Raw genomic sequence first — 23,944 nt, 5'->3', positions numbered from 1 at the left:
TCGGCTGTGGTGTCAAGACCATGCTCGCCCTCGGCTAAAAGCGACAATGCTCCGACATCAGAAAGGAAGGCCGTCTTATCGATCTCAGCAAGGGTCACGTTCTTCCCTACATTCAGCGCCAGTGAGCCGCCAGCGCCAAACCCTGTGGCGCCTGTCTTCTGTGCCGTCGCCGTTACGGTGCTGGAGGTCCGATTCACTGCCTCCAGGTTGAGATCGGCTGTGTTTGCGCCGCCATGAAACTCGGTCCCGGCAGCCAGCCAGGCATGGCTGTCTGACACGGTCACGCCCATGGCAAAGGCGCCACTGGCACCGAAGGCTCCCGAACTGGCACCGGAAATGGCTGTGGCGCTGAAGGTATGGGTTGTATCCGCCGGCATGGTTGCCTTGACATTGACTGCCGTGGTCCCCGCACCGAAAACCGGAGCGCCTTTCAGGTAAGCATGGTTTGTAAGATCAGCGACATTGACCGCCGCAGCAATGCCACCCCCAAAAACGCTCGCCGAGGGTGTCTCCACAGAGCTGCTGTCTGCCTTGGTGGTAATTGAATGGGCGCTGATCGCCCTCACATCAACGGCACCTGTCACATCAATCATTTTGGAGGCATCCGTGGCATGGATATGGGCATCATTGCGGTCGGACAGGACCGTCAAGGCCAGGGAACCCGCCAGTGACACAGGGCTGGTCCCTGTGCCGGTGCCTCCACCTTCGCCTGTGCCCGTCCCTGTCCCTGCTCCGGCTTCTGCGGAGCCGGTTCCCATGGTCGAGGTCCCCAGCAGCTTGCTGATAAAGCCGCCTTCACCACTTGCCCCCCCTTTGGTGGCAACGGCGATCGTACTGACGGTATTCGAGGAGGTAGAGGCAATGGTTAATGCCGGATCATCCCCCGAGGCCGTCGCACCAGCAATGGAAACCGCGCCATCCAGACTGGCCTGGGCATCGCTGACAATGACAGAAACCGCGGCACTTCCCCCGGCAATCGTTGCCCCCCCCACCGTGCCATCGGCAAGGGTCGTGCCGGTGACCCTGCTGTCGGCGGTCAGCTCTATGCTTCCAGAGGCTTCCAGGGTGGCGGTGCCAGAGACATGGGTTGCTGCGGTACTTGAAATCACCGTCACCGCCACGGCCCCGTCTATACCCGGCAGGCCAAGCCCCTCGGCCGTGCTTTGCACGGTCACATCGGAAGATGACGCGATGGTCAGATCACCGGTGGCCGTGATATGGGTCTCTCCGTTGATACGGATATCACTTGAAGAGCCAACCCCGATCACCTTGAACACCGGCCAGTTTCCGTAGGAATCCGTCGTCGATGCGGTGGTGATTTTTACGTCGTGACCGCGAAGGGTCGCGCCGGTGAGGGTGACTGCGGTTGAGGCAGAGAAATAATCAATGGGCGCTGCGATGGGTCCTGCGGCACCGAGGACTGCCTCCTCAACGATATCGAACACTTCCGAGTCAAGGGGTGTTAATTCGGCTATTTTTTCAGCGATTGTCCCAAAGAGCCCCGTCCCGGTATCCTGGGCATTCAAGGTGATATCATGTGCCCCGGTATCAATGGTTGCCCCTGCCGCGACCTCGATCTCCTCGGCATTCACGACCAGCCCGGCATCTGTCATCGTCAGGTCACCGGTGATAATCACCTTATCCTGACCCAGTCCACCCTGAAAGGTCAGCAGCGGGTCGTCGGCGGTGAGCGTATAATCCTGTGCGGTGCCATTGATATCCACATTGAATTTACCGGCACCCTGACCCGTAATGGTGATCGTGTCATCCAGGTCCGTCCCCTCTATAACCACTGGTCCCAGAAGATGGTCATACCCTGGGGTGCTGCCACCGGCGAACAGGGCCGCGCCTTCGATCGTCCCGCAGCTGTTTTCAAGCTCCCAGTCGCCGCCTGCAAGAGAAGATCCGGTGACATCATCTGATGCGGCCACATCGGCACCCGTGATGTCCGACAACCGATTGATAAACTCAATACCCGACGTCCCACCGGCCACACGGCACCCATACAAGAGGATGTCGGCGTCGGGTGTGAGGGAAGCGCCCCAGCTGCTGAGCTGTGCCCCGTTCTCTTCAAGGGAGGCCGCGTCCAGGGTCCCGGAACCAAAGGAGAGCGCCCCTTCCGTACCGTGGGACACAATGTGGACGGTCTCGATGTCTTCGTACCGCCCCAGCATCTCCGTGATCTGTGTCACGGCATCCCGGCCGGCATGAAGCGCAATGATTCGCACGCCGGAGTCGGGGACGCCCCCAGGGGTTGAGGCGGTGCTGTCCAAGCCTGCACCCGCCTTCTGGCTGACTATCTTTCCTAAGAGACCTTCATAGTCTGGAACCGAGGTATCGACAAAGATCAATTCACGGGCATAGGGGTCATGAAAGGCGAGGGAAGGGGCATCGGCCGCCGAGGCGTCCGGTGACGCCTCAGGCGCTGTCTCGATCTCCCCCGGGGTGGACTCGGCAGGCATCCCCTGCTCCACGCCCCCTTCCGAAGGATCAACACCAAAGTCAGCCGAGAGAAGAATCCTCTCCTCCATGGGCTCAAACAACATTTTTCGGCGTTTCGAAACGGATTTTTCGGCCGCTTTTCCGGCTCTGTTGCGGCCTGATTTAATAAAAGTCTTCAAACGATCGAACATGATCCCCCTCCGGGTTCAGCGTTCACACTTCAATGGCTGTATGGCTTATTTATCGAGAGATAGGGTCAAATCAGGCGACGCCTTCTACCCAATAAAATGGGTTTACAAAAGATCCACGGGCAAAGCCCGTTACCGATCAAGAAAGGTATTAACAGACACCAGGTGGGCATCACTCAATCGTCCGGCGGCGTGTTCAAGCCGGAGCATCTGGATGATGTAATCGTAACGGGCAGCGGCATAATCTCTTTTTGCGTAATGATAATCTCTCTCCGCATCCATCACCATCAAACTGGTGTTGAGGCCGGACTCAAATCCTTCACGCTTGGCTTCAAGGGCGATTTTCTGGGCCTCCACGGACTGTTTCAGGGCATCGGACCGGCTGATGGCCGAGAGCACCCCGAGGTAAGCCACCCGGACCGCACGCTTGACCGCCAGCTCTTTTTCCCGCAGCTGCTCCCGAGCCGCCTGCAGGAGGGAAGTGGCCTGTCGTACCCGGGAGTTGGTGACGCCCCCTTTAAAAATCGGAACCGAGACATTAACGATCAGCTCCTCTTTCCTCACCTCACTGCCCCCGCCAAAGGCGGTGCCCTCGGTGTCATTCCAGCTGTGCCGGCCTTCCAGGGTGACCACCGGGTAATGATCCCCTTTAAGCCTTGAGACCTCCCGGGCCGCCACCGCCACACTGTGTTTTGCAGCCATCACCTCAAGGTTCTGGGCCAGGGCCATTTCGGTCCACACCTCCGTTGATTCAGGGTCGGGACGCCCCAGGGCCATCACAGGGGCTAAATCAGCAAACACCCGGGTCACCTGGCCACTGATTTCGTACAGTCCCTGAATGGCATCATCCAAACGGTTTTCAGAGACAATCACGTCGGCATCCACAGAGAGCATCCGAGCCTTGGCATCCAGAAAGTCAGTGATGGGGGCCAGGCCCATGTCATAACGACCCTGGACCAGATCAAAATGCTCCTTCACCGCTGCGGCCTCAGCCACAAACGAACGGTGGTTATTCTGGGCGGCAAGCACCAGGAAATAAGCATCTGCGACATCCAGCACCAGCTGCTTTTTCTCCCTGTCATACAGGGCATCCGACAACAGAAGCTCCTCCTTCGCCTTGGAAATGCCTACGAAAGAGGCGTAATTGAACACAGGCTGAACCAGGGAGACAGAATAACTGTCGGCAGGATACGAGGTGGTCCCTCTGGCAAAAAGGGTGTTGTCGCTGCTGACAATCCGATCCCTTGTGTTGACATGCTGGGCGTAGGCGGACACCTCGGGCAGGAGTTTGGCATAGGCCTGCTTTAAAATCTCACGCGAGGCTTCGTGCTCATAGCCGGAGCGCTTCAGGTTGGCGTCAAAGGTGCGGGCGTGGGTATAGAAATAGATGAGATCTTCCCCAAACGCCGCCCCTGGCGCGCAAAAAAGAAGTGCCATCACAAGGAGCTGCCTGGCAACTGGGATAAAACACCGAGGGGTCGAGGCGTCTGCCTTCTTAAAAGATGGATTCATCAAAAAGTACCTTTGGCTTGGGAAGATGTGTTCGTAGAAAATCACAGTCCAATACGCCTCGCTGCGAGGCCATCACGCTAAAAACAATCAAAAATTCGCATTGACCAGGGGCAGACACGGAAAGCGCCCCCCTTTGATGACATTGACCAGGCCGACCTGGAGCCCTGTCATCTCGGTGCACCAATTGACAAGTCCCAGCTGAAACCCCGCCGCCTGATCCGCCGTATTGTAAAGCCCCAGCTGCATCCCGGAGAGTGAAGCGCTTTCATTAAACACCCCGATTTGCAGGCCCCGTGTCCGGTTCGAGCGATTCACGAGCGCCACCTGGAGTCCTGCCAGATCGCCGGTGGTTGCTTCCTGCAAAAACCAGGGCAAAATATTGTTGGCAAAGGCCAGCTGAAGGCCGACCATTTTCCCCTCCACCTCATTCCAGCCCAACTGGACGCCCCAGGCGTCTCCGTCCACCTCGTTCCAACCGATCTGAACGCCGATGGCCTCTCCTTTCACCTCGTTGTCCCCGAGCTGAAGGCCAACCAGTCTCCCCCCAACATCGTTTCGGACGGGCTCAAAGAGAAGGGAAAGGGGCGAGAGCTGAATCCCCATCACATCCCCTTCAACGCGGTTTCCAAACAACGCAACCTGGATGCCGTAGGCGTTGCCCCGGCACTCATTAAAAATCCCGGTCACCTGAAGCCCTTTCATCTCGTGTGAGCGACTCCTCACCAACCCCAGGTCCAGGCCGATCATGTCCGCCGAGCTCCCGTAGAGAAAATTCAGCCTCAGGCCATAGACATCCCGATCCTCACCAAAGGCCTGAACAGACGGCCAGAGAGAGACCTGGGCCGGAGTCCACCTTTTGCCAGCGGGTGCCTCCCCGGCAAAGACTCCGGGTGAAAGAAAGGCAAGGATCAACATGAAGGCACCGAGTGTTTTCATTTTCATAACTGAATCATCCTGAAATTGTTGATGTCGACTCTAAGGCAGACAATAAAAAAAACCGGCGACCAGAGGATGATCCCCCCCTGGCCCCCTATGGGAAATGCGCTTCGAGTTGCACCGGTGGCCACAGGCGCACAAACAGACCCGAGTTCAATCAGTATCCTATAATGCAAAAAATCAGGTCACACCGGACAATGCAAGGGAATCGTCCTGTTAAAACCCGTTAAAATAAAAAATACAGTCTAAACAGAGGACCTTAGCTTACGTCACGTTTAGCCATGAAAAAGGCCGAAAAGCGATGAGCAAAGGTTTTTTGGGGGGGGCTGTGATTATCGTAAAATGACCGGCCAGAGTGCCTCGGGACATGAAATCATGTTGTTTTATGGGCCCTATGCCCGATCTCTCCGAAAGATCTCAAGATGCCTTTCAAGGCTTGATCTCAACTCGGTCACCCCATCACAAGCCGCCAGCACAAACTCTGCCGTACGGATCACCTGGGCCACCCGAGGTTTTTGAGGAATGGACTCCTCATTCAGGTATTTGTCGAGGGTCTGGGTTCGATCCCAGCCGTCTTTATCCGTGTAAACTTTCCAGAGCCCTGATTGACGCGCCAACGCCACCTTTCCCCGGCCTGCCGCCTCTTTCCAGAGCTCCAACGCGAGCTGCATCACCGCCACCGCCTGATGCCGATGGCCAGAGCCGGTCTCTCCCATAGACAGGTTGCCCCGGATATGCCCCAGAACGCGGTCGATGGAGTCCAAATCCTCCGTCAAATCAAACCGGGTGGTGAGGTCGCTGGAGGCGATCCGTTCCAGAGAATCTTTCAACTCTTCAATTCTCCGACGATTCAAATTCAAGGCGTAAACACGGTCGGTGGCCTGGTCGAGGGCCTCGCCTATTTTGTCATCAAGAATCAGAAGCATCATCGGCTCCTCCTCCAGATCAAGACGAACCGCCGTCACCTCTGTTCTCACGGCCCGGCAGGCGCCACGTTGAAACACGATCCCCTGGACACGCTCCGGTTGGGGCATGGCCCCGGTATTCAACCATCGCGCTTCTAACTCAGAGGCCTTTTCTTCCGCTTCGGCTGCCACCAGTCGCAACCAGGAAATGCCCAGGATCTCCTGGGCGGTGCTTCCGCAAAACGTCTCAAAGGCCCGGTTGCAAAAACTCACCTCACCGTTTTCATTAATCGCCACCATGGCGTCATCCAGAGTATTCAGCATCCCCGTAAGACGCCGCTGTGTGACCCGCAGGTTCTGCTCCGTCTGTTTACGTTCGGCCAGTTCTTTCCGAAGGGTGAGATTCTCTTTCAGCGTTCTGTTGTTCTCTTTCAACTCATGATTGAGTCGTTCAACGGCTGAAAAGGCATTAAAAAAACGGATAGCGATGAGAAGTGAATAGGAAAGAACAAAGGCAAACGCCCCGTAAGGGACCATAGAGAGGGTATGGGAGAGCCCAAAGTCAAAAAAGAGATCACTGAGGCCGGAGATCCCCAGGATCAAATACCCGGGGATAAGAATCCGGGCTCCTTCCATTTTCCGGACAAGATCCACGACGAACCGCCAGAGCAGGTAAGGGACCATGCTCAGGACCACCAGGCGATACAGCATGGGCACCAGCCCATAAGCGTTGGGCGGGGAAAAGACCAAATAAACAATAAAAAAACCGCTAAGGGCCTGGTAAACCCGCTCCACCCACACGCCCCCCTTGTACGGAAAAAGAGCGTGGTAAAACATCACCAGTAAGGGCACGGAGAGGCTGTAGGGGATCAAGGTCAAATCAATGGTCATCCGCCAGGGCAACGCCGGATAAAGCTCGGAGACCAGGCACCCGCCCTGGTTGCTGAAGGCTGTGATCACAGCCCACATCATGGCGTAGAGCCCGAAATAGAGGTTGGCGGGCTCTGAGCGATGCCGCAGATAAAATGCCAAATGGAAAAACCCCATAAGGGCAAAAAAACCACCGAATGCCGCAGCAAAGCTCTCTTTCCGGCGGACCAGGAGCCCCATCTGCGATTCGCTGCCCAACCAGATCGGCGCGTTCAACCCGCCCTGCACATTGTGATAGTTGGACACCTGCACCAGAATGTCCTGGGTCTCCCCGCGGGTCATGAAACTGGATTTCACCACATGAGCCCGGGGCGTCTCTTCCCCCCGGTTTGTCCCCACCTCACCACTGGCCCCCGCAAGCCGCCCGTTCACCCACACACGGCAGGCCGAAAGGGGGGTATTGATAAGCAGCGTCCTGCGCCCGGAATCCGAACCGGTTTTTACCCTCAGACGATAGGTGGCATGTCCCTGAGCCCTCAGCGGGGTGCCGGAACTGTCTGTCCCCTTCCACAGGCCGGGCAGCCGAATAAAGCCCGAGGCACGTCCTGACCGCTCCGAAGCAAAATCTGCAGGGGTCATCAAGGCCCCCCAAACGAACTCCCACTCACCGGAAAGGGGGACCGGCCCCATCCTCTCAAAATTCCATCCCGACACATCGATCCGACCCTGCTGGACCTCTGGGAAATCAGGGCGATGATGACACCCCAGAACAGGTGTCAACAAACCCAGGAGACCTAAACAGACTATGCAGGCAAGTATTCGTCGCATTTCAAACCTAAATTAAAAACACATACAAACGCAAAAAAAGCGAACTCAACATCAATTAAAAAGGAATAGAATACTCGTATCACAGGTTCATCGAATACGCTATACAAGTAAACATAGTTTACTCTTTGGTAGCAAAAAAAGGGCCTCGACTTTTCTCTATGATCAAAGCATTTTGTACGAGCTGCTTGTCTATGAGCCCCCCATCGGCAAAGGGCCCACGCGTGAGGTGGGACGAGGGCATTACCACTTTTGATAGCCACGCGCCTTCATCTTGCGATCGAGTGCCTTAAATGCCTCATCACGCAAGAGGGGCTCTCTCTTTGTCAGCGTGCCGGAAAAAAGCCCCCACCCCATGCTGGCGGCGGCGATCGTTCCGGTTGTTTTATCAAAAAGCATCGCATCGAGATCGCCCAGGTTAGTCTCCGGTGCCCGCTGCTCAGGGGCTTGTGATGCCGGTGCCTCCTTCTCCCTTTCAAGATCTTCCGGCGCCACCTCAAGGAGGGTCCGGTAAGTCTTACCTTTCCAGGTAAAGGTGCAGGTCTCCTGCGGGCAGTTTTGCCTCGCTTTTTCGAAGGCTTCGGAAAAGGAACCGGGCGCTGGCGTCACGTGGACGGTCTCGATGGCCTCCCCGGCATCATAAAACCGGCCGTCCCAGATAAAAAGATCTCCCGCCCTGAGGCCATCGGCCCGGGCTGCTGAAAAAGCCGCTTTAAATCCCACGCCGGAGTCATCCCGAAGATGCGGCAGCGTTTCCCTTTCAGGCGCAGCCACAGGCCGGGGGGTATGGCTTTCTTGCCGAACCGTTCGCACAGGGACGGGCGCAGCGACCCTGCCTGTGCCATGGGATTCGTCCCTCTGGCCGCCCTTCCAGGATATGGGTGGAACCCATTCAGACGCATCAAAAGAGTGCCGAGACGGGATCGTGCCGGAACCCCGATCCCCTTTCTGATGCAGGTACAACTCCGACTGGGTGTTTGCCAGGATATCCAGATTCCCCTGGGCCAGGCGCACGATGGCGTCCACCACCCCGTTGGGTTTCAGGGTGATGCGAGCATACTCCCCGATGAGGATGTCATCGTCTAAGCTGCCCTCGAAGCGGTCGTTGCCGAAGCCGCCGAGCATGAGATCGGCCCCTTCTCCCCCGGAGAGGTGGTCACCGGCACCCGTAAAAAGGCCCGTGGTTTCCACGACGCGTTGCCTCCCCTTGTTGAAGGTGACCCTGCCCCCGTCGCCCAACAGAGAATCCCCGCCTTGCCCGCCGTAAAGCCTGTCCGCTCCGAAGCCCCCGATCATGACATCCTTGCCGTTGCCCCCGTCAAGGAGATCGTCCCCCCCACGATGACGATGGGTGGAGGCCACCTGTTCCAGCCTGCCCGAGGCGTCTCGGAGCACATGGGCACCATCACCCACCAGGAGATCATCTCCATCTCCGCCATAAAGGGTATCCGCGCCATCCTCGGCGTGGGTGGTTAAGATATCATGGGCCTGATCCGTTCCGTCACCGCGAACCACGACAACCTGGCCACCCATCAGGATGTCATCTCCAGCGCCCCCATGGAGGGTGTCATCCCCCAACCCGCCGGACAGGATGTCGGCTCCGGCATCGCCATACAGGGTATCGCCTGCGCCACACGCAAAGGCGGTGGTGACAACCCGTTGCACAGCCCCTGACGCGTCTCGAACCATGCGGGCGTGGTCGCCCATGAGCACGTCGGCCCCCATGCCGCCACGAATCACGTCCTCAAGCGCCCCGCCCACGAGGATATCATCTCCCTCATCGCCATGGATGATATCAGCGCCCCCAAAAAGCGGGTCGATCTCATAAAGATCCGTAACGGCCCCCGCACCGGCCATGCCCACGCCCCCGCTGTCGCCAAAAATGAGGTCATCACCCAAACCGCCCGAGATGTAATCATCCCCAAAACCGCCCAAGAGAAAATCCGATCCGGCGTTGCCGTAAAGGGAGTCTCCTCCCCCCACGGCCGTGTCCACGCAGGCCACCCGAAGGAGCGCATGGGTCGCCTGATCCCGAGTCACGGACATGCCATCGCCCAGCATCACATCTGCCAGGGCGCCGCCGCGCATCACATCGTTTCCGTCACCGCCCCCCATCACCAGAGCCAAACCGTTCACCGCGCTGGCATCCATGGCATCGTCGCCGCTCCCCCCGAAAAGGTCGAGAAACCCGCCATCCACCGTTGAAAGCAGAGTCAGGGTGTCATCCCCGCCGTGGGCGTCGATGTGGGTCAAGTCCTGGGTCCGAATGGATGCAAGGGTGATGAAATCACTTCCTTGCCCGGCCATGATCCGAATGTCACCGCCAAAGGTGCCGCCGGTGGCGACGTAGGTGATATCGCCTCGGGCCATGCCCGTGATGAGTTCCCCGCTGATCCAGATGGCCCCGTCCCCATCGGCATCCCCCCCATCGCTCACGGTAAGGCTGTTCTCCCCCCCGGCTCCGGCATCGATCACCAGATTTCCCACCACCCCATCCAGGGAACCAAGATTAAGGGCGGCTTCCGAGGATACGTTGAACGTATCATCGCCTTCGCCCGAGAAAATCGTGACGGTACTGGCATCCTCTTGCCCCAGGGTATCCGTAACGGTAACCTGGTCGTCAGCCGACCCGGTATGAATAATCAGCTCTTCCACATCGTCATAGCCGGTATGAACATCAAGGGAATGCCCCCCATGCGCCAGGGCCACCGAGAGGACCGGGGTGTCGCTTCGCTGCTCTCCCTTAACCACCACAGTGCCTGCCCCCCCGCCCGCCTCAAAGGTGTGCCGATTCACCGGCGCAAGGGCCGAGGAACCCGGCAGGAGGTGATACGCGTTTTCATAATGCTCCAGGGAGGAGGTCAGGGACCCGCTGCTGGCGAAGAGAGCCGCCGCTGAATCCCCCCGGGTTTCAGACAGGACCCGGATGGTGATTTGACTCAGCTCTTTCAAGACGAGGTACAAGGTATCGAAGCTCTTAACGAGCCCATCATACTCCGTGGTTAACTCGGCGCTGGCGGCCCTGGCCTCGCGAAGCCGATCGAGCACGCCGTGGATCGCATCCCCTGACACCGCGTTCCCGAGTTCGGCCGTGAGCTCACCGAAGGCCTCGGTTGAGTCCGTGGCGCAGGCCTCTGCTGCGGCCACTTTTTCCTCATAATAGGCCACCCGATCAACCTGTTGCTGAAATTCCGGATCCGTCCTGTAATCCGGTGTCCACGCCCGCGTATGGCCCCACAAGGAGATGGAGATCGTGCCCATGGCCTCGTACCTCTCTCGGATGGCAGCACACTTCGCCCGGGCCTCCTCCAACGCCAGATAAAAGAGATCACGCTGCACATCATTTAAGGCCACCGCCCTGGCCCCGGTCAGCGCATCGCGCTGCAGGGACTCGGCCTGGGCCTGATAACGTGAGATCTCTTTGAGGGACTCGAGATACCCTGGATGGGTTGTGGTAAAGCCCTGAATCTCAGATTGAACGGCTTTAAACGCCGCCCCAAACGACTCAAAATCAAAGCTGTCTCCGTTCAAAACCGAGAGAAAGGCCTCAAAGCACGAGGCATGCCCGTCCACACCCCGGATGGACTGTTCGGCAGCAAGGACCCCTTGCGATCTCTCCAGGGCGGGCAGATACCGCTGCCGATACTGGGTAAACCCATCAACCAGCGCGGCCGTCTCCTGATACACCGTGCGACAGGCGGCATACGCCTCCGACGAAAATGCCGCCGCCAGCGCTTCAAAATCACCCGTTCCCATCTCCGCCGAGACCGCGTTAAAGGTCTCGGCGGAAGGCATGCCCGCCTGCACCGCTTCCACGGCTTCAAGCAGGTGAAGAAGGTCTCCCCCTTGAGCCGATGTCAGCAGGCTGAAGGCAGGCATCCTCATAAAATCGATGTCAGGGGTCCCCTCGGTCACCTGGGGATCCAGGTGATCGCAAAGCGCTGCCACCGCGTTTCGAATCTCAAGGAGAGGGGCCGTTTCAGCGCCGACCATGCTTTTAAGCGTTTCCACTTCCAGAACAAGGGCATCACGGCGTTCCGTCAGGGACTGAAGGCTTTTTCTCACGTCGTTTGTGGCACAATACGCCTCCTCCAGAAGAGGCGCCCCGATCACCATGTCTGAGACCGGTTGAATCACCTGACCTGTGCCGTGGGCCGTCCCATTCCAATCAAACCCGAGCGTCTCCGGGCGGTCCTTCATGGCATCATAGAGTGCATCAAGCTGCCCCTGGCTCAGCCCTCGGTCCAGGAGCATCCGATGATACAGGGTGTTCGACCCGGCACAGGTGTTGTTCACCTCGTCGAAGACCCTGGCCAGATACAGCGCATTGTCCCTGGCCGACACCTGGGTGCCGTCTAAGGTGAACTCATGCGTCGAATAGATGCCATCCCACCGGAAGTCGCCACTGCCAAGAATCGCCCTGGCCTCTCCACTGGAAAAGGCGCTCGACAGCAGGGCAAAGAGATCGCTTTTTCCGTCGGTGTCCTGGAGCGTGTCCCGAATCATTTGGTTCATCACGCTGGACGAGGGCTCACTCGACGAATCCGGCAGATGCCCTGGAAAGGCACTGGCCGGAGCTTGAAGGAAGTGTTGATACGCGGTGATTCCATCCTGAATGCCACCCCAGGTTGACACCGTCTCTGACCAGGAGTAATCCATCCAGGAAAAGACGCCATCCACATGAAATCCCACCTTCGCTTCAAACTGAGTGCGTACGCCCAGGGCTTCGAGTTTATCCAGGATCCTGTCGTTTAAGCCGTCTTCATAAAGCCGGGTGCGCACATACATTTTCACCTGATCTTCAAAAAGGATTTTATCCTGGGTCATGATTTGGTCCATCAGGTTGTCCGCGGATGCGTCCAGGGCGTTTTTCACCTCCCCCAGCCTCTCGCTTAAGCTCCCCAACAGGGACTGAATCACCGAATCTATATACAGGGACAATGCTCCGTCATCCACGTCCAGGGCCTTCTGCCCATAAGAAAGGGCTCGTTCCTTCAGCTGCTCGGCCATGAGAGTATTCTCGTTGTCATCCACATCGCTGATGGAGAGTACGTCGGTGACGCGGCTGAGCTCTTCAAAGGCCACCACGTGTTCAAGCTTTTGCCTCATAAGCGCCAGGGTGCTCTCCTCGGTGGCCGCGGAGTCATCAATGATGATTTTGTCATGCCCTTCATCACCGAACAGATAGAGACTGGCATTGACGGCGCTGAGCAGATCCGTGGACGCCTTGCCGGGCACCAGTTCGATGCTGTCGTCCCCCCCTCCGGCATGGATCAGGGTGTCGGCCTTTATGTTTCGGATCAGGAAGCGATCATTTTTATCCCCGCCCAGCACCGTAAGCCGACCCCTTACGTAATGGTCGTTGTCCAGGGTCGTCCGGGTCACAGTGGCTGCACCGTCAGCCCCTTCAGGCACGAGCGCCTCGCTCTGGCTCACCTTCAGGGTCAGGTCTTCAATCCCCGTGAAATGAAGCCTTGCGGTCTCTCCCTCCACCGCCAACGTGTCCATGTCATCGGAACGGACCACCGCCACATGGCTGATGGCCCCGGCCTCAAAAGTCACGGCAAGCGTATCGAGGGTCTTCAAAGAGAGACTCACCAGGTCGCGGTACACATGCTCCACCCCGTCTGCGTCAAGGACATGGGTGTCGACATACCGGGCGTCAACATCAAGGGCCCGCCCTCCCAGGGAAAGACGCGTCAGTTCGTGGAGCGTTCGGCCATCAAAGAGTTCGGTCTTCCAAACCGCGTCCAGGCCGAATTCGGTGGCAAACTCGGTGACGGCTTCATAGGCCGTCTTCTCCTCTCCCGTGTCCGTCAAGGCGGTCTGGGCGTTGAAATAAATACCTCCGGCAGGAACGTCTAAGCAAAAGGTCTCGCCGGCTTCCAGGGCCGCGACCTTCTCCAGAAGCCCTTTGTCCTCATACCGGTCCAGAAATCGCAGATAATCCAGGGCCAGCTCCTGCAGCAGGGTACGCGCCTGGCCAGCGGCCCTGCCGTCGGCCCCGAGAAGGATCCCAGGCAGGTCCTTTCCGGGTTCATCGCCCTGGCTCTCCAGGACCAGATGGGCGAACTCGACATCAAAGGATTTCTTGCGGATCTCGGTATCGGTGAAGATCACATGCCCCGGCCCGGAGCTGTTGTTGACGATCACCCGATCGTAATCGAGCATGGCGGGATCGACGGAAAACCCTCCCTTGATGATCACCGGGGAGACAAAGGCCGAGATATCACAGGAGGCAGGCATGACCCATTTTTCTATGCGGGAAGGGTACGAAACGGAAAAAGGGACCAGGCGATGAAGGGAATCGAGCCGGTAAAAGGGCAGGCCGACGATGTCCTGGGTCTCATAGCCCTCCACCTGGGCATAATACTGGCTCGAACTTCCGGGATAGCGCTGAACGATCTGCTTCTCGGGTCCCCCTATCCAAACGGTGTCCGCACCGGAACCCGTATCGATAATCATGTCCCCCATGGGACCTAAATCCACGCCATAAAGATAGATGGTGTCATCCCCCCCACCCGTCAAAAGCTGCAATCGCTCGATATTGACCAGCTCCCTGACTTTAAGGCCGGCGCCGTACACTCTCTGGATGCTCTGCCCTTCAGCCGTGGTCTCCACATAAACATAAAAAGTATCGCTTAAGGCGGTGCCCACGACAGTCACCGCATCGAAGCCAGCGCCCCCGTCAATATCTATATTTGCGTTGTCCACGTAAACCAGGGTATCGATGTCCACGTGCCTCGTGTCTTCCACGGACTCACTGCCCGGATAACTCCCCTCCCCGAGCCCGCCCCTCACGCGGGTGCTGCCCGCCACCAGATGGGCCGGCCCCTTTTCCTCGGTTAAGGTGAGCAGGGCCTTGACAAAAAAGGTGTCGTCCCCGTTGTCTCCGGAAAGGGAGATATCGGCGATGGTGTGGTTCACCTCAAAATAGTCATCCCCATCCCCGCCGTAATAGCTGGTCCCGGCAAACCGTGCGCCACAGGTCACCTCGGTCACCACATCCACCAGCGCCCCGTCCACAGCAATCGTCTCTGTTGCCAGAATCGACCCGACATAAAACGCATCGTCGCCCTCGCCTCCAAAAACCGTCACCTGGGCACTGGTGTCGTCTGAGATAAAGGTATCGTTTCCTTTTCCGCCCAACACCGTCACCCCTTCCAGGGAGGCATAATTCACAATAAAAAGATTTTCAGCAGCTTTCACCGTCACCGGTTTCATCCCCACCACCGACGCCGTGTCGTCTAAATCCACCTTGCTGAAGGGGGACACCACCCCATCATAATGTGCCACAATCAGCCCTTCGTCATGGGCGCCATACCCCTTCCAGCGATCCGTGGCAAAGGCTCTGGGCCCGGAGTCCGGTGAAGGGCTGTACACCGTATCCATTTGAATAAAATCGTGTTCAGCGCTCCCCTTGTACACCAGCAGGTCACCGCCCTCTGTCCCGGAGTCACTGATGTTGAGATAGTTCACCCCCACGGCACCCGGCTCAAGGGTCACCTCATAGGTATCCCCGTTCTGGCCGCCATCCAGAAGATCCCCTTGCCCCCCATCGGCGATGGGGGTTGAATCCCATCCCCGGGCAACGGTCACCCGAAAGGTATCGGCCCCATCCCCCCCGTAAAGTACCAGGGTGGAATCGATGACGGCATTCACATGGAAGGTATCGTTGCCGCCGCTGCCGTCAAGGGTGGTGGTCAGCGCGGAGGTGCCGGAGAGGACAAAGGTATCGTCGCCGTCCAGGACAGTGCCGTCCGCCCCTGGGCTGCTGCCGTTGGCAAGGGTCACGGTGATGGCCTCCACCTCGCCGTAATCGATGCCCACCGCCATGCCCATGCCGGTGATCACCGCATCGGTCAACTCACCGGCCGTGTCGTTCTTGCTCCCCAGGCTATCTGTAAAATCAGAGACCCGCAGATGATCCCTGCCATCCCCACCCGTCACGGCCAGAAACCCCGTCTCCCATGCCCCGGCCATTCCATTCAGGTTGGTCATCTTGCCATCGATGCCAAACCCCACCGCGATCTCATCGTCTCCCGCTCCGGTGTCCAGGGAGACCCTCATGCCCTGGGCCGTGCCCCCCACGTGGAGACTATCCTTCCCGGCATAGGTCTCGATACGGATCCGTTCCAATCCGCTCACCTCGCCACCATAGATCACCTGACCCGCAGCACCCAGGGAGACCATGGTATCCGTCAGCCCGATGACATCGGCCCCGCTCGTCCCCTGGATGATCAGCTCATCCTGACCCACCGAAGCCCCCGGAACATCCACCACACGGACGTTGGCTCCGGAACCGGCGGATGCCACGTAACGATCCGAACCCTGCCGCCCCTCCAGGGTCACCTGCTGATCGGAGGCCCCTGCGATAAAAAAGGTATCGTCCCCATGACCCGCCCAAATGGATTCAACCGTCGAGCCGGAGACAATCACCCCATCGCGGCTTCCCGAGACCAGGGTCCCGGTATCGGTCAGACTCACCGAAAGGTTCTCCCAGATGGATGAAAGATCAAGGGTATCGCCCGTCTGCCCCTTGGCTTCGCCAATGACATCCATCCCCCACCCCGCTGTGAATCGGTAGGTATCGCCGCCGGCCTGGCCCCAGAGGTGATCATCTCCGGCCCCGCCCACCATCAGGTCGTTGCCATCGCCACCGAACAAGGTGTCATCGCCTGCATCGCCAGACAACGCATCCTGGCCTGAGCCCCCTTTGAGGGTGTCGTCTCCGGCGCCTCCATGGGCCTCGATCGCTACGCCTTTCACACCGGAAAAATCAAAGCAGTCATCGCCGTCGCCCCCAAAGGCGACAATGCGGGTCACGCCATGAAAGGTCTGCACCGTAGAACCGATGACCACCGTGACCGTGCCGCCGTCACCGCCAGAGACAAGCACCCGCGCCCCGGCGCTGTCATCCACGTCCCCGGAACGCCTGGCGTAGTCGTACAGGCCTGCGTTGATGCGCAGCACACCCGCTGCCACCGTCCCTAACACCGGTGCCTGGATTGAGGGGCTCGTGAGGCTGTTACCGACCATATCGGAAAGGGAAAGATGGGCGCTTTCATGGATATCGAGCACCGTGGTATCCATGACCACGGCATCCATTTCAAAGCCACCGCTGGCGTGAATGTCCGTGCTGAAGATAGAGGGGAGATGGGAAAAATCGAACTCACCGGCCAGCTCATCAAACCGCAGCTTCCCATCCCCGTTGGTATCGATAAGGGAGAGCCGAAGGCCGGTGTTTAATCCCACAGAGGCGCTCACATCAAAGACGTCAACCTTTGGGGTGCACACCGTTTTAAAGCCCATGTTCACGCACACAGAAGGGGTTTCGATATCGATACTCGCCCCCCCGTTGAATCCGGCATCAAAGGTCAACCCGGAGCCGGTAAAGTAAAACCCATCGATGGCATCGGTCAGATCCACGGTCTCCCCGGATCGTCGCGAAGCGGCCATCTCATCATAGCCGGAAGAGTCAAACCCCATGGCCAGGTCTAAGTGAAGATGCCCTCCTCCTTTGACACGAAACCCCAAGCTTTTTCCCACCCTGCTGTATCCAAATCCCTCATTGAACCTGAGGTCAAGGTCCACCGTGGGCAGGTTGAATTGGACGATATCAAAGGGTTGACCCGTCAGGAGGTTAAAGATATTGCCCGGTTCAAGAAGCCCAAGGGTCACCCCGGCGCTGGAAAAGTCAGACAGCTTCAAATCCAGGCCAGCGTCTGCCATCACACCGTCGAAAATGTCACCGGATTCAGGGAAACCCAAGGCATCTTTCAGGCTTTTTTCCAGTTCATCATGAAACTGTTCAACAATATCGGCGTTCTCCTGGGTCCAGATGGAGGCGTAGGATGTTTCCAATTCACACGGAACCGGATACTTGCTCGCTTTTTTGGGATCGGTCTCCCCGGAGACAGTGGTCCTGCGGCTTCCCTTTGAGGGCAAATCCATGACCCAGCACCCCAGGTTCAGGGCATCCAGATCACCGATCTTATCCAGGGAGCCTGCCAGGGCAAAAAGATTGCCCGCCACCTGCCAGAAGGATTCCAGGGAGCCTTTATCACCGGCAAACCCGAGCCAACTCGACGGGGCGCTCATATAGTGAGAGGCATCCGCCAGCACCGGGACACCCTGCTGCAGAAAGCCCGCGCCATCGCCTGCCGCAGTCCCCAAAAATTTAAGAACAGGCGCCAGGGCGTCTTTCAGGGGATCCATCACGGGGTTGATGAGTGTCTCCAGGAACTCTTTGATATCCAGTTGGATGTTTTCAAAATGAAGGGTCATCCCCTGGGGTTTGCCCTGCCAGGGAAAATCCGGAAGGCCGGGCCACCCCGGAAAAGCCGGTTCGCCGGGCAGGGATATCTTCCCCGGCGCGCTCCCGGAAAAGGTGTGGGTCTTTGCCACATTGACGCGCAGGTTGTAGCTCACCGTGGGCAGGGGCACATCAAGGCCCGGGAGCCCTTGACTCTCGATGAAAAACCGGACCTCCCCGGCCATGCTGGCCACGGCCTTGTAGACCTCGCCTTTCTTGCCCGTAAGATCAGACACCCCGATGCGGCCATCGTCCTGCAAGGGGTCTTTCACGTCCACTTCAAACAGCAGGTGCATGCCGCTGGTCTGAACGCGGCTGATGGACAGCCCCATGGACCCCACCCCCTCTTTGGCCACAAAGCAGATCTTGCCGTCTGCCACCGAGGCAACCACCCAATCCGAGGCCAGGCCCTGGGAGCACAAGGCAAAGTGAATCGATTGGTTAAGGACGGAGAGCAGGTCGTTGTCCCCGGAGGAAGCACCTTTCAAAGGCAGCTCAGACAGAGACTCGCCCCCTATGAACAGATGAAGCCTTGTGCCGTCCACGGTGAGCTCAAGGGCCACATCCCCCACAAACCGGCCATGGATCGGGGCCGCCTGCTCGGCGGTAAGAACCTGTCGCCCTCCTGTCTCCACACTGGTTTGCGTGTAGCCATCCCCACCACCCCCGGCCGGAGGAATCTCTCCAAACCCGAGGACGGTGTTCTGATCTTCCTTTTGATTTTCTGCAAACCCAAACGCTTGCCCATCCTTGATGGTCATATGAACAATATCTGCGTCGCGGGCGGTAAAGACGAGTCGGGGTTCGAGGAGATTGGAAAAATCAGGGCGGGCGGTGACCCCATGGAGAATCATCTCAGGAAGGGTGTTCAGATAGGCGAGAAGGCCCTCCAGGGTATGAGAAGATGTTATATCGACGTCGATGGATGTGGGCTCCCCATTTTTTCTCTCAACCTCAAGGGAGAAGGATCCCGAGGGCATCCCCTTATACCACTGCGCAAAGTTGCCCCCGGTGGTCACCTCCGGGACACTGTCGTAGGTTTTAAGGGGGGCTGCCGCGCTGAGCGTCACCGGGGCCAGAATGCCATCGGTCACCGTGGTCTTCAGCACCCCGGCGTTCATCTCCCCCGTTAACTCTGGAACACTGGCGTCCACCCCCACGCTGAGCTCAGGGATCGCTTCGCCGCCTGCCCCTTTGCTCTCCGTGTTGATGTAAAACCCATGGTTAAGGTCAAACCCAAAGCCGATCACCAGATTCCACCATGCGTTAAACGCCACATCGCCTGTCACATCAAAGCCGATGCCGGGCAAAAGGTCTCCCAAACCGACATCGTCCACCCCCAGGCCCAGGTCAAGGGTGAGGGTTTTCTCAAAGTTCCCCCCCATGGAGAACCCGTACTCAATGGCCGTGGCCTGAAGAATTTTGGCAACATGCTCACCCGCCGCGTTCAGGTAGTGGGGTACAATGGAGACCCCATGGGCCAGTAATTTCAAGCCATCGGCCCCAAAGATATGGGTCAGAACCTTGCCTAAATTAGCGGCCAGCGCCTCAGGGGACTCCGTGCCTGAAAGGCCCTGCATGGCATTCTCAATCTGGGTCCGCACCTCCCCCCGGATCGCTGCGATGGTCTCTAAAATGGGCGACAACCCCTCAAGGATCTGGTCCCCGATCAAAGGGATCGCCCCCATGTCGGTCAAATTGGCGCTTAAGCTCTCCTGGAGCGAGGCGAGGTGCCCATCAAGACTTCCGATGATCAATTCCGCATCGCTCATCAGTTCAGAAAGCGGGTTTTTCTCACCAAAGATCGCCATGAGGCCGTCGGGCAACGTCACCGTGCCGCCGGTTGCCACATCGCTCAGGTTGCTTAGGGAAATAACCAGTTGCGCTCCCGGGGCAAGCCGGGCTTCGCCCAGGGGCAGAGACACCTCTGCGGTGCCGCTCAGGTTCGAGGCAATGGCTCCAGCATCCAGCGCCTCCAGCGTGAGTCGGCCGGAGGAGAGCGAGGAAGGGACGAGACCACACGTAAAGATGCCGCTGATATCCACCTCTCCGCCGGTGACCACCACCTCTTTTTGCCCAACCAGCGCCGTAAAGGAGAGGGTGCCTGTCCCATCATCGTCCGTCCCGCTGTCATGGACCTCAAACTGTAGCTCAAGGCCCGTTTCATCGTAGAGGAACACGTTTGCGTGTTTGGGGTCTGAAAAATCCAGGCCGATATCAAGGGTTAGGATCGCCGTGGATGACAGGGCCATGTTGACGGTTCCGGTGCGATCCACAAGGGTCAACCCCTCCTGGCCTGCACCGAGCAACCGCGGAGCCGAGAGATCCAGGGGCAGCCCCACGCCTTGCTCCTGTTGATGGACAAGCTGAATGGTAAACCGCAGCCGATTGGCCCCATCCATGGAAAAAGCGAACCCGGCCATACCAAACACCTCACCGATGGCCGTTTGCAGCGCCTGAAGGCTGTGGAGGCTCTCTTCCCGATCAAAAAGCTCAGCTATTTTTTCACTGAAAACGTGATCAAAATCGCTCAAAGATGCCCCGCTCATGCCCAGAATCGGAAGTTTCGCCTGCATGGCCGAGGCGCTCCGGGCGAACTCAAAAAACTGGGCCGACTGCTGCAGCGCCCCGACCACCGTGTCAAAGCTCACGTTCTCCAAAAGGTTCTGCGAGCTGCCGGACACACCGACAGTGAATGCCGGCGTGCCGCCTCCGACAACGCCAGGGAGCCTGTCTGATGTGATGGTAAGATCCGTTGTTGTCTCTGGCGAGTCAGAAACACCGGCCACCTGCCCCTTGAGAGAAAAAACAAACTGCAGGGGGGAGCCATGGGCCGCAACGATTTGGGAGAGGAGATCGCCTGCGGCATCCCCCGGCAACGCCCCTGAAAAAATCGCCGCATCAAGATCGCCCGCGTCAAGGGCCTGAAGATCCAGGGCACCATCGGCTCCGCCATCCAGGGCCACCTGTGTTCTCACCGTGCCCCGGGCCGTGCCCCCGTCAAAGGTTAGATCCACGAACCCGTAGCGACCCGTCATTTTCTCTGCGGAAAACTCCAGATCAAGCCGTGCCTCCATGCGGGAGGTGGCCGTATCGACCTGTGCTGCCCCCACCCCGCTGTCGTAAGCGGCTTGCCCGCTCGCAAACCCCAGCGCCCTCACAGCCGCGCTGCCGGGCTCCGCAAAAAACGTCAGCCAGGTCTCCCCTGCGGACCCTGTCAGGGTAAAGGTGATGCGGTGGCCGTCGTGCCCCACGATCACTTTATCCTTCAGCACCGTTGCGTCGAGCCTCTCCTGGAGAAGCCCCACCAGTTGCGTCACGCTGGTAAATCCAGCCGTTTCATCTGCACGAATCGAAAGAGCCCCCTGGGTGGCCGCGCTGTCATTGCCCGCCCGCAGCACACAGGCGAAATCCTGCTCAAGCACCCCTGTGTCAGGCAACGTCCCCTTGCCCCAGGCCCCTAAGGTTGCTTTATGCGTTGCCGAAAGATCCCAGTCCACATCCAGGGCAAAATCCACTGTGGAGGTCAGCACCACCCCTTCGCTGCCCGGTCCGATCGTGACGGTCAAGGCGTGGTCCCCGTCACCCATGATCACAAACCGGCCCGAGGCCTCATCCACCCAGGCGCCCAATGGGATGGTTGCGGGGGCGAGCCCTGCATCGGTTAAGGCCTTTGCCAGCGCCGCCTGAATATCTTCATTCAATTGGGCCAGGGAGTCGTGCCCGGAATTCTTTACCACCGCCACATGAACCGGCACCGCTGTTCCACCTGTGCCCGCCCCGGCAATGAGCAGATCAAAAAACAGATCGCGTCGGAGCACCCCGGTTGCCAGAACGTCTGCGGCCACAGGTTTCTCGGCCAGAATCACCTGTGCGCCCCCCTCGCCCATGGCCGAGGCGAGCCCGTCTGTCAGCCCCAGGCTCTCTTCGGCGCTGCTCACCACCCTCAGCCCTTGAAGCAGCCCCCCTTCTCCGTTAAAGGCAAAGGGCAGTGGCTCTAAAGCGTGGCCCCCTTTGACGGCAATACCAAAACCCAGCGAGCAGGAGGCCGCGTCCCAGGTGAGGGTGAGCGCTCCATTGGAAAGACCTGCGAGCCCCTGGAGCGTCTGATAGTTCGGCGAACCCTCCTCGGTGCTGATGAGATCCAAAAGTTTTGCGCAAAACGCCGCATCAAACCCGAGCGCATCCCCCAGGCGCGCCCCATCCACCAGGGGCAGCAGGGCATCGTACGAGGAAGAGACCTCGGCGGCTTTCAGAAACTCACTCAAGGCCACAAACTGGGCTTGAATTTGGGTGGGAGACACCCGGGTGAAGCTGCGCATCCAATCAGGCATGGTGATGGGAGGGGCGGTGTTCAAATGATAGAGATTCGAGACATCGGTGCCCATGGTAAGGGTCGAGGCATCAGGGAGAAACGCTTCGCCGTCTTTATTTTGAAGGCCCTCAGCAACCGTTACGGGAAGGCGCAGGCTGAAGGTTCCCGTGCCCGTCGCCCCCAAAATCAGGATATTTTCGGTTACATGGCTTTCTCCCAACGCAAGGGTTCCGGCCGTCGTCAGGGCATCCACCTGGCAGTCATAAACGACCTGACCGGCAGTCACCTGTGTTGCCAAAACACCCACCTGAAGCGGTGCGGTGAGGGCACTGTCAGCGGAAGCCGTCACAAATAGTTTATCAAACGCCACAGTGGCCAGTGACGTATCCGCAAGGTTCAGCGATACCTGAAAATGTGCCACGACCTTTGTTGTCAGGTCAAAGGTTGCTCCAGCGCCAAACTGCAGCCCCTTATCGATCAACGAGTCCTGTGCAGCAGCAAGGTCAACGGTGACGCTGTTCTCAGCTGAAAGATCTCCCACTAAGCGGATTGTCGGCTCCGAACCGATGCCGCGATCAATGGCAAAATTGTGGGTGGCCGTGCCAAAGGCATCTTCATAAGCCTGAAAAGCCTGCCGCACACCATTTACGACCGTATCCGGGTCCGGGTCCATGTCAGCCAGAGAGAGCCCATGGCTCAACGGCAGCTTGTGGGCGAGATCGCCAGAGCTCCCCCACGCCGTGGCGAGGTAGGTCAGACGTTTCAAGCTTTCGGTATACCCGGTTTTCAAGTCTGCGGAGAGGCCGGCATGATGGATCTCAACAGGAGAGGTGTAGGCCGACAGATCAATGGCAACACCGCCAACGGTCATACTGTCTGTCGTCAGATCACTCACCTCCCGCCCCGCAGCCTCAATCGTCAGTTTCCTGTCGACGCTGTCCACAAAGGACGTCACAGAGGTGAATTCATGGGTTTCTATGCCGTTTGTCAGGGTGATGATAGAAGAGTCCGCCTGAAAGCTGAGGGTGACAGCCCCTGAATACCCCGAAAGATCCACGGTGCCCGCCCCCCTGCTGCCAAGGAGTTTTGACACGGGAAGGGACGTCAGGAGGTCGGCATCAAAGACAACGGGGCCCCCCACGACCGAGGCCTTCTCCGGTGCGTCCCCCGCAAGGACTTGACGGGATGTTTCACATTCGGTTTCCATCGCCACCACAACGGAATCTAAGGTCGCGCTAAGGTCTACAGCCCTTTCCAGGGGGACAAACCCAATATCCGCCGAGAGAAGAATCCTCTCCTCCATGGACTCAAAGAGCATTTTACGCCGTCTCGAAACCGATTCTACAGGGGCTTTTCCCGCCCTCTTTCGCATTGATGTGGCAAACGATTTCATTCGATTAAACACAAGAACTTCTCCCCACCTTGTTGGTCGTCTCTAAAAGGAAACCGTGTCATCTTCCAGAAGGCATGTATCAACGAACTCTTGTACAAAACGGAATCTGATAAAAATCTGATAAAACCAACAGGCCATGGGATGTGGTTGCCTCCCATGGCCTGTTGACTCCGATAACTATCGTATTTATCTATCAAAGAGAAGGAAACAGCACATCGAGAATAAAATGGGCCATACCCGGGG

General features: G+C 58.3%; 5 protein-coding genes. All 5 read right to left on the bottom strand.

Going from position 1 to position 23,944, the window contains the following annotated elements; genetic code table 11:
* Positions 1-2,633: DUF4347 domain-containing protein (locus Q1Q75_RS19150; RefSeq protein ID WP_300673994.1), on the bottom strand; the 2,633-nt coding region annotated here is incomplete at its 3' end.
* Between the two features lie 129 nt (positions 2,634-2,762).
* Positions 2,763-4,067 carry a TolC family outer membrane protein gene (locus Q1Q75_RS19145; RefSeq protein ID WP_300673991.1) on the bottom strand — a complete coding sequence of 435 codons (1,305 nt, stop codon included), beginning with the start codon at positions 4,065-4,067 and terminating at the stop codon, positions 2,763-2,765.
* A 162-nt stretch (positions 4,068-4,229) separates the two neighbouring features.
* Positions 4,230-5,084, bottom strand: a complete 855-nt coding sequence (locus tag Q1Q75_RS19140) for a hypothetical protein (RefSeq protein ID WP_300673988.1) — start codon at positions 5,082-5,084, stop codon at positions 4,230-4,232.
* A gap of 386 nt (positions 5,085-5,470) precedes the next feature.
* Positions 5,471-7,492 (bottom strand): 7TM diverse intracellular signaling domain-containing protein, encoded by a 2,022-nt coding sequence (locus Q1Q75_RS19135; RefSeq protein ID WP_300673986.1) that lies wholly within the window; start codon positions 7,490-7,492, stop codon positions 5,471-5,473.
* Between the two features lie 429 nt (positions 7,493-7,921).
* Positions 7,922-23,713, bottom strand: coding sequence for an LEPR-XLL domain-containing protein (locus Q1Q75_RS19130; RefSeq protein ID WP_300673983.1), 15,792 nt, complete (start codon positions 23,711-23,713; stop codon positions 7,922-7,924).
* Between the last annotated feature and the right edge of the window lie 231 nt (positions 23,714-23,944).

Source organism: Desulfoluna sp. (genome assembly GCF_030145185.1).
GTDB lineage: Bacteria > Desulfobacterota > Desulfobacteria > Desulfobacterales > Desulfolunaceae > Desulfoluna.
Note: the sequence above shows the minus strand (reverse complement) of the source record. Positions and strands in the feature narration are given on the sequence as shown.

Coding starts and splice junctions, on each gene's coding strand:
- Q1Q75_RS19140 (WP_300673988.1), bottom strand. CDS start 5,084: ATGAAAATGAAAACACTCGGTGCCTTCATGTTGATCCTTGCCTTTCTT.
- Q1Q75_RS19145 (WP_300673991.1), bottom strand. CDS start 4,067: ATGGCACTTCTTTTTTGCGCGCCAGGGGCGGCGTTTGGGGAAGATCTC.
- Q1Q75_RS19135 (WP_300673986.1), bottom strand. CDS start 7,492: ATGACCCCTGCAGATTTTGCTTCGGAGCGGTCAGGACGTGCCTCGGGC.